The sequence below is a fragment of the Allosphingosinicella sp. genome (assembly GCF_059502505.1).
Genome location: NZ_JCACEU010000013.1, coordinates 105,300 through 117,402, shown reverse-complemented (window position 1 = coordinate 117,402; position 12,103 = coordinate 105,300). Strand labels below are relative to the sequence as shown.

Below are 12,103 nucleotides of genomic sequence, written 5' to 3'. Positions count from 1 at the left end.
CGGTCCGGGCGCCGGAGGTCAGAGCCCATGCTTGTCCATCCGCCTGTAAAGCGACGCACGGGTGAGGCCGAGCTCGGCCGCGGCAAGCGAGATATTGTAGCTATGCTTCTTGAGCGCAGCCTCGACCATCTGCTTCTCGGCGCGGTCGAGGTTGAGGTCGGAACCCGGGGCCGGCGGCGGCGGGGTGGCGGTCCTCGGCGCCATCGTTCTTGAAAGAGAAAAATCCTCGACGGTGAACGCATCGTCCGCCGCCAGGATCACGGCCCGCTCGGCGGCATGGCGAAGCGCGCGGACATTGCCGGGCCACTCATAAGCCACCAGCGCCGCCACGACGTCCGCCGGCAGCCGCCGCGCGGGCTTGCCGTATTTCTTCGAATAGAGCCCGACATAATGATCGATGAGCAGGAGGATGTCCTCCCGCCGCTCGCGCAGGGGAGGCAGCTCGATCTCCACCGTGTTGAGCCGGAAGAGCAGGTCCTGCCGGAACAGGCCCTCGTCGGCGAGGCGCTCCGGCGGCAGGTTGGTGGCGGCGATCACGCGCACGTCGATCGGCACCGGCCGGTTGGCGCCGACCGGAATCACCTGGCGCTGCTCCAGGGCGGTCAGCAGCTTGGGCTGGAGGTGGAGCGGAAGGTTGCCGACCTCGTCGAGGAAGAGGGTGCCGCCGTCCGCGGCCTGTAGCCGCCCGATGCGATCGCCGCGGGCGTCGGTGAAGGCGCCCTTCACATGGCCGAACAGCTCGGACTCGAAGAGATTCTCCGCGACCGCACCGAGATCCACCGAGACCAGCACTTGATCGGCGCGGCGTGAGCGGCGGTGCAGCTCGCGCGCGACCAGCTCCTTGCCGGTGCCGTTCTCGCCGAGGATCAGCACATTCGCCTCGGTCGGCGCGGCCCGCTCCACCAGCGACATCACGCGTGCCATGGCGGGCGAGGAGCCGAGCATCACCGATTCCGCGCCGGCCGCGGGCGCGTTCACGGCGGCCGCGCGCTTGCGCTCCGTCACCGCCTCCTCGCGCGAGTTGCGCAAAGCTGCGGCCGTCCTCACCGTCGCCAGCAGCCGCTCGTTCGACCACGGCTTGGAGACGAAGTCGGTAGCACCCCGCTTCATCGCCTCGACTGCGATCTGGATGCCGCCATGGGCAGTGATCATCACCACCACCGCCTCGGAATCGCGCTTCAAAATCTCGCCGAGCCACTGGAAGCCCTCGGCCGCATTGGTCGCGCCGCGGCCGAAATTGGCGTCCAGCAGGATGACGTCAGTATGGCCGCGGTCCATCGCCGTCAGCGCTTCCTCGGGCGCCTGGAAGGTGGCGATCTCCTCGAACATGTCGCGGAGCAGCAGCCGCGCCGACAGCAGGATGTCAGGATCGTCGTCGACGACGATGCAGCGCTCGAATGCCTTCCCCCTCTTCACGGCCCTCTCCTAAAGCCTCTTATGGACGGCGACGAAACAATTTCCGTGCCAGCACCTGTCCGCTTTCGTCCGGATGCGCACATCCTGTTCGTTTCCGAACAGCAATGACTCTCCTCCAGCTTGCCACTCCAGCACAAGAAACGGCGGTTTTCCGCGGCTCAGCGCGCTTGGCACGGCTTATGCTGAGTATCCGGCAACAGGGGTTATCAACGATTTTCGGGAGGAGAACATCATGTCCAATTTGCAGTCGGTCTTGGGTGGAGCGGTCTGGATGGCAGTCGCGACGCTCCTGATGCTCGCCACCTTCGAGCCGGCGCCCTCGCCGATCGGGGAGACCGAGTTCGCTGCGGTGAAGATCGCCGCCGGTTTCGCCGACATCTGATTGTCCGCTGGCGGACGCTTCCTGTCCGGAATCGGACAGGCCCGCGCCGCCGGCAGGGATGAGCGGGATGACAGAGGATGCGCCGGCTGCTGGCACGATGCTTGAAGGAAGCGGACAGGCCAGCGCGGATGATGCCGGCGGAGGGGAGTCGATGAGCGTAGTGAGGATGCAAGCCAGCCCGTCCGAGGCCAAGCCCGCGAGTGGCGGCGGCATGGACCGCGTGATCGAGAAGAAGGGCCTGCCGCAGCGCGTGAAGATCGCGATCGGCGCGGGCCTGCTCGTGCTCGGCGCCGCCGGCTTCTATGCGATGGCGCCCGACGCCGCCAGCCAGACCGTCGCTGCCGACCGCGTCACCGTCTCGACGGTAACGCAGGGCCGCTTCGACGACTTCCTGCCCTTGCGCGGAGCGGTCACGCCGCTCGTCACCGTCTTTCTCGACGCGGTCGAGGGCGGACGGGTCGAGAAGGTGCTCGTCGAGGATGGAGCCATGGTCCAGCAGGGCCAGCTGCTCGCGGTGCTCTCCAACAGCGACCTCGCCCTCAACCTGCTCGCCCGCCAGGCCGACGTGTCGCGCGAGGTCAACTCGATGCGCAGCCAGGAGCTGGCGCTGTCGGTCACCTCGATGCAGGACGAGCGCGCCGTGATCGAGGCCGAGCTGCTCGCCGACAAGGCGAGGCGCCAGTTCGAGCTGCAGAAGCCGCTGCATGAGCGCGGCTTCGTGCCCGCCAAGATCTACAACGACAGCCGCGACGAATATCAGTCCGCTCTGCGGCGCTCGCAGGTGCTCCGCCGGGCGCGCGCCACCAACCAGCGGCTGCAGACGAGCCAGCTCGCCCAGCTCCGCGCTTCCAACGCGTCACTGGCCGGGAGCCTCGAAATCGCCCGGTCGACGCTGGACTCGCTCAACATTCGCGCGCCCGTCAGCGGCCAGCTCACTGCTTTCTCTATCCAGGTCGGCCAGTCGATGAACCGGGGCGAGCGCCTCGGCCAGATCGACAGCGCCGGACGCAACAAGCTGAGGGCGCAGGTCGACGAATTCTATCTCGGCCGTGTCGAGCCGGGCCAGAAGGCGACCGCCGATTGGGGCGGCAAGACCTACCAGCTGAAGGTCGCCAAAATCTATCCGCAGGTCAGCAACGGCACCTTCGCCGTCGACCTCGTCTTCGTCGGCGCGGAGCCGGCGGATATCCAGCGCGGCCAGACGCTGCAGACCAAGCTCACGCTCGGCGATCCGACGCCGGCGCTGCTGATCCCGAACGGCGCCTTCTACAACGAGACCGGCGGGTCCTGGGTGTTCGTGGTGACGCCGGATGGGTCAGAGGCCGTCAAGCGCCTGGTCCGGCTCGGCCGCCGCAACGCCGACTTCATCGAGGTGCTCGAAGGGCTGGAGCCCGGCGAGAAGGTCCTCACCTCACCTTACACCGGTTTCGCCGACAAGGATCGGCTCGACCTCGAAACGAAATAGAAGGGAGCCTATCCATGCTGACGATGCGTGATCTCGCCAAGGTCTACCGCACCGATACGGTCGAAACCGCCGCGCTCGACGGGATCGATCTCGACATCGCCGAGGGCGAGTTCGTGGCGATCATGGGGCCGTCCGGCTGCGGCAAGTCGACGCTCCTCAACGTGATCGGCATGCTCGACAGCCCCTCGAGCGGCTCCTACGTCTTCAACGGCCAGGAAGTGGCCGGCCTGCCCGAGGGAAAGCTCGCCGACGTCCGCAAGCAGAATCTCGGCTTCATCTTCCAAAGCTTCAACCTGGTCGACGAGCTCTCGGTGCGCGAGAATGTCGAGCTCGCCCTCCTCTACCACAATGTGCCCGCCTCCGAGCGCCGCCAGCGCGCCGATGCGGTGATGGACAAGGTCGGCATCGGCCACCGCGCCAAGCACCGGCCGAGCCAGCTCTCCGGCGGCCAGCAGCAGCGCGTGGCGGTCGCCCGCGCGCTGGTCGGCAACCCCAAGCTGATCCTCGCCGACGAGCCGACCGGCAACCTCGACACCCAGCATGGCGAGGAGGTCATGAAGATGCTCCAGGCGCTGAACCGCGAAGGCTCGACCATCGTCATGGTCACCCACTCGCCGGGTCATGCCGATTATGCCGGGCGGGTCGTCAACATGCTGGACGGTCGCATCCTGCAAGAGCGGCGCCGCGCGGCGTGAGGCGCCTCAGCGCCACGATCGCGGCCCTGCTTGCCGTCGTGCCGCTCGGCGGTCCCGCCGACGCGCAGGCCCGCAAGGACGCGACCGTGCTCATGGCCGAAAGCGAGCGCGGGCGGCAGTTCCAGGAGGAATACGGCTTCAGCGACGCGATCATCGTCGGCGATACCATCTATCTGTCCGGCATCGTCGCCGGCACTGCGCCGGGCGAGACCGACATGAAGCCCGGCTACGACCGGGTCTACCGCCATATCGGCGCGATCCTGAAGCGCGCGGGCGCGAGCTATGACGACATCGTCGACATGACCAGCTTCCACACCGACGTGGAGGCGCAGCTCAAGCCGATGTCCGAGGTCCACAAGACCTATGTGAAGGCGCCTTACCCGGCTTGGACCGCGATCGGCGTCGCCAAGATCCTCGGCAACGGCATCACTGAGATCAAGATCACCGCACGGCGGCCGATGCAGCCAAAAGCGGCAGCGAATTAGGTCGGATCACAAATTCCGCTCGGGCTGAGCTTGTCGAAGCCCTGCCCTTCTCAGGGACGGAAACGGAAGAAGACAAGACGGCCCTTAGACCAGCTCGGGGCGAACGGATGGGGAAGGATCAGCAATCATGTGGCGCAATTATCTGACCGTCGGCATCCGGGCCCTGACCAAGAACAAGACCTACGCCTTCATCAACATCTTCGGCCTGGCGCTCGGCCTCGCCGCCTGCCTGCTGATCCTGCTCTTCGTCCGCTACGAGCTGAGCTACGACAAGGCGCTGCCGGGTGCTTCCCAGGCCTTTCAGTTCCAGACCTCGTTCACCGATCCGGATGCGGGCGAAGTCCAGAAGCTCCAGATGGCGGCCTATGTGTCCAAGGACCTGCTGAAGAAGGACTTCCCGCAGATCGAAACGGCGGTTCACGCGCTCTCATCGGGTCCGGTCGTGCTAAAGGGCGGCCAGGCCTATGCGACCGAGGATTTCCGCTTTGTCGACGGCAACCTGCTCGAGATCCTGCAATTCCCGCTGGTGAAAGGAAATAGCGAGACCGCGCTGGACGAGGTCGGCTCCGTCGTCCTGACCGAGACCGAGGCGCGCAAATATTTCGGCAACGAGGATCCGATGGGCCAGACCCTGACCCTCTCCTCGCGCGGCCAGCAGGTCGACTATCGCGTCACCGGCATTCTCAAGGACCTGCCCAAGAACTCGCATTTCGTAGCCACCATGATCGCCCGCTACGAGCCCAAGTCCTATTGGGCAGACCAGCAAGACTTCATGACCCAGTGGGGCTGGCAGTCCGGCTGGGTCTATGTGAAGCTTCGCCCAGGCTCCGACCCGCAAGCGATCAACGCGCAGATGGAGGCGTTCGAGAAGCGCAACATCCCGGACCAGGTGTTCGGCGGTCAGCGCACCAACCAGGGTGATTTCGCCGAGTTCAAGCTCGTCAACATCGCCGACGTCCATCTCGGTGAGGCGCAGGAAGCGGCGATGACGCCGGGCAACGACCGGGGCTCGATCATCACCTTCGGCGTGATTGCAGCCCTAATCCTCGCAATGGCGTGCGTGAACTTCACCAATCTCGCGACGGCCCGCGCCAGCCAGCGCGCTCGCGAAGTCGCGCTGCGCAAGGTGCTCGGCGCCAACCGCAAGCAGCTGGTGACGCAGTTCCTGGGAGAGTCGGTGCTGGTCGCAGGCCTTGCCATGCTGCTCGCACTTGCCTTCGTCGAGCTCGCCCTGCCGCCCTTCGCCGCCTTCCTCGACGCGGACCTGGAGATGACATATTTTGGCGAGGGCGGCCTGATCCTGCCGATCGTCGGCCTGGTCCTGCTGGTCGGCGCCGCCGGCGGTCTCTACCCGGCCTTCTATTTGTCGCGCTTCCAGCCGGCCAAGGTGCTGAAAGCCAACAAGTCGGCCGCCGAGGCGTCCGGCTCGGGCAGCTTCCGCAACGTGCTGGTGATCGCCCAGTTCGCCGTCTCGATCGGACTCATCATCTGCACGGCCGTGGTCTACGCCCAGACCGTCCACGCCCGCACCGCAGACCCGGGCTACAAGCGCGACGGCCTGTTGCAGATCGAAGGGGTCGGACGGCGCGAGATGTTCCCGATCACCGAGACGCTGATCCGCCAGCTCAAGCAGATCGACGGCGTCACGAACGTCGGCCGCTCAAACATCGGCGTGGCGACCCGCAACAACCAGAATACCGGCGTGCAGATGCCGGGCCGGAACGAACCGATCAATATCGGCAATTACAGCATCGACACCGGCTTCTTCGACACGATGGGCATCAAAGTCGTGGCCGGCCGCCTGTTCGACGAGAACCGGCCGATGGACGATTCCACCACGCCCTTCCCGGAGGACGAAGCGGCGGAGCGGGCCATGGTCGAGCGCGGCTACAATGTGGTGCTGAACCAGCTCGCCGTCCGTCGGCTCGGCCTGGGCACTCCACAGGCTGCCGTCGGCAAGACCATCAAGCTGCTGGCCGATCCGGAATTTGGCGGCGTGGTGAACGTCAACATCATCGGCGTCGTCGAAGACAGCCGGTTCCGGTCGATCCGCGAGACGATCGATCCGATCATCTTCCGGGCCAGCCGCATCGGCCAGGGCTGGATGCTGGTCCGCTACAATGCGAACGACCCGTCCCGCGTCCGGCGCGACGTCGAAGCGGTGTGGAAGCGGCTCGCCCCCGAGGTGCCGTTCGAGGCGCAGTTCAGCGAGGAGATCGTCGGCGAACTCTACGAGGCCGAGGACGCGCGGGCGCAGACCTTCGCCGGCTTCGCGATCCTGGCGGTGGTCGTCGCCTGCCTCGGTCTGTTCGGCCTCGCCGCCTTCACCGCCGAGCGCCGCACCAAGGAGATCGGCATCCGCAAGGTGCTCGGCGCGCGCAGCCATGACATCGTGCGCCTGCTCGCGTGGCAGTTCTCGAAGCCGGTGATCGTCGCCAACCTGATCGCCTGGCCGGTCGCCTGGTGGGTGATGCGGGACTGGCTGAACACGTTCGACACCCGCATCGACCTTGGGCCGACTCCCTTCGTGCTGGCCGGCGTGCTCGCGCTCGCCATCGCCATCGGCACCATCGCCGGCCATGCTTTCAAGGTGGCGCGCGCGAACCCGATCCACGCCCTCCGCTACGAATAAGGGAGCCGACAGCCATGTGGCGCAACTATCTGACGGTCGGATTCCGTGCCCTGGCATCGAACAAGACCTATGCGTTCATCAACGTCGTCGGCCTGGCGCTTGGCCTCGCCGCCTGCCTGCTGATCCTGCTCTACGTTCGATACGAGACCAGCTACGACCGGTGGATGGAGGGCGCGGAGAATGCCTTCCAGCTCCAGAACCTCTATGAGGCGACCGACACCGGCGGCGAGGAGATGAAGCTGCAGGTGAGCAGCATCGCCGCAGGCCGCGCGCTGGTTAAGGATTATCCGCAGCAGGTCGAGAAGCTGGTCTGGGTGCGCGGCTTCTCGCCGATCGTGATCCAGGACGGCCAGGCCTCCGAGATCGAGAATCTCAGGATGGTCGAGGACAATTTGTTCGAGATCTTCCGCGTGCCCTTCGTCCGCGGCACCTGGCAGACGGCGCTGCCCGACACGCACTCGATCGCACTCAGCGAAAGCGAAGCGAGGCGCCGCTTCGGCACCGTCGATGCCATCGGCAAGACGCTGACGATCGTCGATAACATGGGCAACGTCGATTATCGCGTGACCGGCGTGTTCAGGGACTTCCCGAAGAACTCGCATTTCAGCGCCGAGGCGGTCGCGCGCTTCGACTTGGGGGTGCAGTTCGCCGATCGCCTCAGCGCGACCACGAGCTGGAACAACCAGCAGGGCTGGAACTACCTGCGCCTGCGCTCACCGCAGGATGCGGAGCTGATCCACGCCCAGATGCCGGCCTGGGAGAAGCGCAACATCCCGGACGAGAATAATGGGCAGGAGCGCTCCAACGCGGGCGATGTGCAGGACTTCCGGCTCGTCAACATCCGCGACGTCCACCTCGGCGACGCGCAGGACGCGTCGGTGACACCGGGGAACGACCGCGTCACCGTGATCACCTTCGCGGTGATCGCCTTCCTCGTGCTCGGCATGGCCTGCGTTAACTTCACCAACCTGGCGACCGCGCGCGCCTCCCAGCGGGCGCGGGAGGTGGCGCTGCGCAAGGTGCTCGGCGCCTCGCGCAGGCAGCTCGTCGTCCAGTTCCTGGGGGAATCGGTGATGGTCGTGGCGATCGCGATGGCGGTGGCGCTTGCCATGGTCGAGCTGCTGCTGCCCGCCTTCAACGCCTTCCTCGAGGCCGACATCGAGCTCACCTATTTCGGCGAGGGCGGCGTGATCCTGCCGATCCTCCTCCTCGTCATCGTCGTTGGCATGGCCGGCGGGCTCTATCCGGCCTTCTACCTGGCGCGTTTCCAGCCCGCCAAGATCCTGAAGGCGAACAAGTCGGCGGCGGACTCGTCCGGATCCGGGCGGCTGCGCAACATGCTGGTGGTGGCGCAGTTCGCCGTCTCGATCGGCCTTATCATCTGCACGGCGATCATCTACGCGCAGACCGTCTACGCGCGCACCATCGATGCCGGCTACAAGCGCGACGGCCTGCTCCAGGTCGGCAACCTCGGCTATCGCGGCGTCGACAATCGCGACGGACAGGTGACCGAGCAGATCCGCCGCGTCCCGGGCGTTCAGGCAGCCGCCCGCACGCAGATCAGCATCGATCCCGGCGGCAATTCCGTCAGCAACGTCTACCCGCCCAACGCGACCGAAGGCATCGAGATCGGCGATTATGCTGTCGAGGCCGACTTCTTCCGCGCGATGGGCATGGAGATCGTCGCCGGGCGCGACTTCTCCGAGGCGCAGGGCCGCGACGATACGACCACGCCCTTCCCCGACGCTCCGGACTATGAGGCGGCGCTCCGGCGCATCGCCGATCGCGGCATCAACGTCGTCCTGAGCGAGGCGGCGACGCGGCGGCTCGGCTTCAAGAGCCCCGGGGACGCCGTCGGACAGAATCTACGCGCCTCCTTGCTCCCCTCCCAATATGGCCTGGTGGCAATCACCGTGGTCGGCGTCGTCAAGGATGCGCGCTTCCGCTCGATCCACGAGCCGCTGCAGCCGATCGTCTATACGATGCGCCGCAACGGCTTCGGCGACATCATGGTCCGCTATTCCGGCGACCCCTCGGCGATCCGGGACCAGATCGAGACCGTGTGGAAGCGGAACATTCCGCAGGTGCCGTTCAGTGGGCGCTTCGCCGACGATATCGTCCGCGAGCAATATGAGAAGGAGGAGGGCCGCGGCCAGCTGTTCGCTGCCTTCGCAATTCTCGCGGTGGTGATCGCCTGCCTCGGCCTGTTCGGCCTCGCCGCCTTCACCGCCGAGCGGCGCACCAAGGAAATCGGCATTCGCAAGGTGCTGGGCGCGCGCAGCCGCGACATCGTGCGACTGCTCGCCTGGCAATTCTCGAAGCCGGTCATCATCGCCAATCTCATCGCCTGGCCTGCCGCCTGGTGGGTGATGCGCGACTGGCTGAACGGCTTCGACACCCGCATCGACCTCGGCCCCGGCCCCTTCATGCTGGCGGGCCTGCTCGCGCTGGTCATCGCCATCGGCACCATCGCCGGCCACGCCCTCAAGGTGGCGCGAGCCAATCCCATCCACGCCCTTCGCTACGAGTGAGGATCACGCACATGTGGAGCAACTATCTGACCGTCGCGCTCCGCTCTCTGGCGAAGAACAAGACCTATGCCTTCATCAACATCTTTGGCCTCGCCCTCGGTCTCGCCGCCTGCCTGCTGATCCTGCTCTACGTCCGCTACGAGACCAGCTACGACAAATGGCTGCCGGACAGCGACCGCATCTACCAGGTGCAGGCGACCTGGCACGAGCCGGGCCAGCCCGTCACCCAGAACCAGGCAAGCCCGCTGCCGGTGCGCGACACGATTGCGGGCGGCTTCCCGCAGATCGAGGCGGTGACGATCGCCCAGCCGAGCCGGCTGCAGATCATGCGGGACGGCCAGCCGGTGTTCGTCGACGAGCTCTATGTCGATCCCGCCTTCTTCGACATCTTCCAGCTGGAGTTCGTGCGCGGCTCGCGTGACACGGCGCTGCCGAACGTGCGCTCGATCGTCTTCACGGAGGAAGAGGCGCTGAAGCAGTTCGGCACTCTCGACGTGATCGGCCGCGTGATCACCGAGCGGACGCAGGACGGCGCGACCGACTATACCGTCACCGGCGTCATCAAGAACCTGCCGAAGAACAGCCACCTGCAGCTGGCGACGATCGCCCGCTTCGACCCCAACATCTACAATGATGTCCCCGCCGACTCCAAAGGCTGGGGCAGGATGGGGCAGTATCATTATGTGAAGCTGCGCCCCGGCGCAGACGCGGCGGCGATCAACGCCGCTCTCCCCGCTTGGGAGAAACGGATCATCCCGCCCCAGACGATCGAGGGCCGGAGCTCCAGCCGCGCCGACATCATGGACCTGGAACTGGTGCCGGTGCCGGACGTGCATCTCGGCGAGGCGCAGCTAGGGGCGATGAGCCCCGGCAACGACGCGCGCACCGTCGCCACCTTCTCGGTGGTCGCGATGCTGATCCTGGTCATGGCCTCGATCAACTTCATCAACCTTTCGACCGCCCGCGCCGGCCAGCGCGCCCATGAAGTGGCGCTGCGCAAGGTGCTCGGCGCCTCGCGCCGCCAGCTGGTGAACCAGTTTCTCGGCGAATCCCTGCTGATCGTCGGGCTGGCGATGCTGATCGGGCTCGCATTGGTCGAGCTCATCGCCCCTCTCCTCGCCGCCTTCCTGGAAGCCGACCTCCGGATCGAATATTTTGGCAGCGAGGGCTATCTGCTGCCGATGCTGGCGCTGGCGATCTTCGTCGGCCTGGCGGGGGGCCTCTACCCTGCCTTCTTCCTCTCGCGCTTCCAGCCCGCCAAGGTGCTGCGGGCCAACAAGTCGGCGGCGGGACACCAGGGTTCGGGACGGCTGCGCGCCGTCCTGGTCGTGACGCAATTCGCCATCTCGATCGGCCTTATCGTCTGCACGGCCGTGGTTTATTCGCAGACGCGCTTCGTCCAGACCGTCGACCCGGGCTTCGAGCGCGACGGCCTGATCCAGATGCAGGGTGCGTGGCGCTTCAACGGGATGGGCAATGCCGAGGCGGTGAAGCGCGAGATCGCCCGCCTTCCCGGCGTGGCGGGCGTCGGCCGCACCAATCTCGGCGTGGCCGCTACCAACAAGTCGATCCAGCTGATCACCCGGCCGGGCACGACGGAGACAACCGACGTCGGCGTTTATCGCGCCGATCCCGACTTCTTCCAGACGATGGGGATGCGCCTGCTCGCCGGGCGTCTCCCCGGCGACCGCTTCGCCAACGACCGGATCGACGCTCCGGCCGAGGGCGCGGAGTTCGATCCGGCGCGTCCGATCAACATCGTCATCAACCGAAGGACGGCGAAGCAGATCGGCTCCGATCAGCCCGCCGCCGTGGTCGGCAAGCAGGTCAAAGCCAGCGTCGCCGGCACCGACGTGATGAGCCCGGCGACGATCGTCGGCGTGGTGGAGGACACGCGCATCCGCACCGCCCGCGACGAGATCGAGCCGCTCGTGTTCGTCTACGAGCCGGCGAAAACGAGCCAGTTCATCGTCCGCTACCGCGACGCCGTGCCTTCCGAGGTGATGTCCAGCCTGCAGCGCGTCTGGAGCCGCTTCCTCCCCGAAATCCCGTTCGAGGCCGCCTTCGCCGAGGATCTGGTCGCCGAGCTCTACGAGCGCGAGCGCACCCGCGGCGCCATCTTCGCCGTCTTCTCGCTGATGGCCGTAATCATCTCCTGCCTCGGCCTGTTCGGCCTCGCCGCTTTCACCACCGAGCGGCGCACCAAGGAGATCGGCATCCGCAAGGTGCTCGGCGCCAAGGTGCGGGACATCGTCCAGCTGCTGGCGTGGCAATTCTCCAAGCCGGTGATCATCGCCAATGTGGTGGCGTGGCCGGTGGCATGGTGGGCGATGCGCGACTGGCTCAACACCTTCGACGCGCGGATCGACCTCGGCCCCGGCCCCTTCGTCCTCGCCGGCCTCATCGCACTGGCCATCGCGATCGGCACCGTCGCCGGCCACGCACTGAAGGTGGCCCGCACAAATCCAATCCACGCACTCAGATACGAATGAGGGGA

8 protein-coding genes are annotated in these 12,103 nt (G+C 66.3%); 7 read left to right on the top strand and 1 reads right to left on the bottom strand.

The features are described 5' to 3' along the window. Window positions 1–18: 18 nt before the first annotated feature. Window positions 19–1,416, bottom strand: coding sequence for a sigma-54-dependent transcriptional regulator (locus tag AC5JBD_RS01845; RefSeq protein ID WP_495720055.1), 1,398 nt, complete (start codon window positions 1,414–1,416; stop codon window positions 19–21). A 232-nt stretch (window positions 1,417–1,648) separates the two neighbouring features. Between AC5JBD_RS01845 and AC5JBD_RS01840 the strand changes: the two genes are divergently transcribed. The 7 genes from AC5JBD_RS01840 to AC5JBD_RS01810 all read left to right on the top strand — a co-directional run bounded on the left by AC5JBD_RS01840 (window position 1,649) and on the right by AC5JBD_RS01810 (window position 12,098). Next, window positions 1,649–1,798, top strand: coding sequence for a hypothetical protein (locus AC5JBD_RS01840; protein ID WP_495720054.1), 150 nt, complete (start codon window positions 1,649–1,651; stop codon window positions 1,796–1,798). Window positions 1,799–1,949: 151 nt separating this feature from the next. Beyond that, window positions 1,950–3,263, top strand: a complete 1,314-nt coding sequence (locus AC5JBD_RS01835) for an efflux RND transporter periplasmic adaptor subunit (protein WP_495720053.1) — start codon at window positions 1,950–1,952, stop codon at window positions 3,261–3,263. Between the two features lie 14 nt (window positions 3,264–3,277). Further along, entirely contained in the window at window positions 3,278–3,958 is a 681-nt protein-coding gene (locus AC5JBD_RS01830; protein ID WP_495720052.1) for an ABC transporter ATP-binding protein, read from the top strand. Next, window positions 3,955–4,443, top strand: coding sequence for a Rid family hydrolase (locus AC5JBD_RS01825; protein WP_495720051.1), 489 nt, complete (start codon window positions 3,955–3,957; stop codon window positions 4,441–4,443). Before AC5JBD_RS01830 ends, AC5JBD_RS01825 begins: the two co-directional genes overlap by 4 nt. 127 nt (window positions 4,444–4,570) lie before the next feature. Further along, on the top strand, window positions 4,571–7,075 hold the full coding sequence (locus AC5JBD_RS01820; RefSeq protein WP_495720050.1) for an ABC transporter permease: 2,505 nt from the start codon (window positions 4,571–4,573) through the stop codon (window positions 7,073–7,075). Window positions 7,076–7,089: 14 nt separating this feature from the next. Next, a complete protein-coding gene (locus AC5JBD_RS01815) occupies window positions 7,090–9,606 on the top strand; it encodes an FtsX-like permease family protein (protein WP_495720049.1) in 2,517 nt (838 codons plus the stop codon). Between the two features lie 11 nt (window positions 9,607–9,617). Next, window positions 9,618–12,098: an ABC transporter permease gene (locus tag AC5JBD_RS01810; RefSeq protein WP_495720048.1), complete on the top strand. Its 2,481-nt coding sequence runs from the start codon at window positions 9,618–9,620 to the stop codon at window positions 12,096–12,098. Window positions 12,099–12,103: the final 5 nt, after the last annotated feature.

What these genes read in the sequence shown, in the direction of transcription:
- AC5JBD_RS01830 (WP_495720052.1), top strand. Translation starts at nt 3,278, where the DNA reads ATGCTGACGATGCGTGATCTCGCCAAGGTCTACCGCACCGATACGGTC.
- AC5JBD_RS01810 (WP_495720048.1), top strand. Translation starts at nt 9,618, where the DNA reads ATGTGGAGCAACTATCTGACCGTCGCGCTCCGCTCTCTGGCGAAGAAC.
- AC5JBD_RS01840 (WP_495720054.1), top strand. Translation starts at nt 1,649, where the DNA reads ATGTCCAATTTGCAGTCGGTCTTGGGTGGAGCGGTCTGGATGGCAGTC.
- AC5JBD_RS01815 (WP_495720049.1), top strand. Translation starts at nt 7,090, where the DNA reads ATGTGGCGCAACTATCTGACGGTCGGATTCCGTGCCCTGGCATCGAAC.
- AC5JBD_RS01835 (WP_495720053.1), top strand. Translation starts at nt 1,950, where the DNA reads ATGAGCGTAGTGAGGATGCAAGCCAGCCCGTCCGAGGCCAAGCCCGCG.
- AC5JBD_RS01820 (WP_495720050.1), top strand. Translation starts at nt 4,571, where the DNA reads ATGTGGCGCAATTATCTGACCGTCGGCATCCGGGCCCTGACCAAGAAC.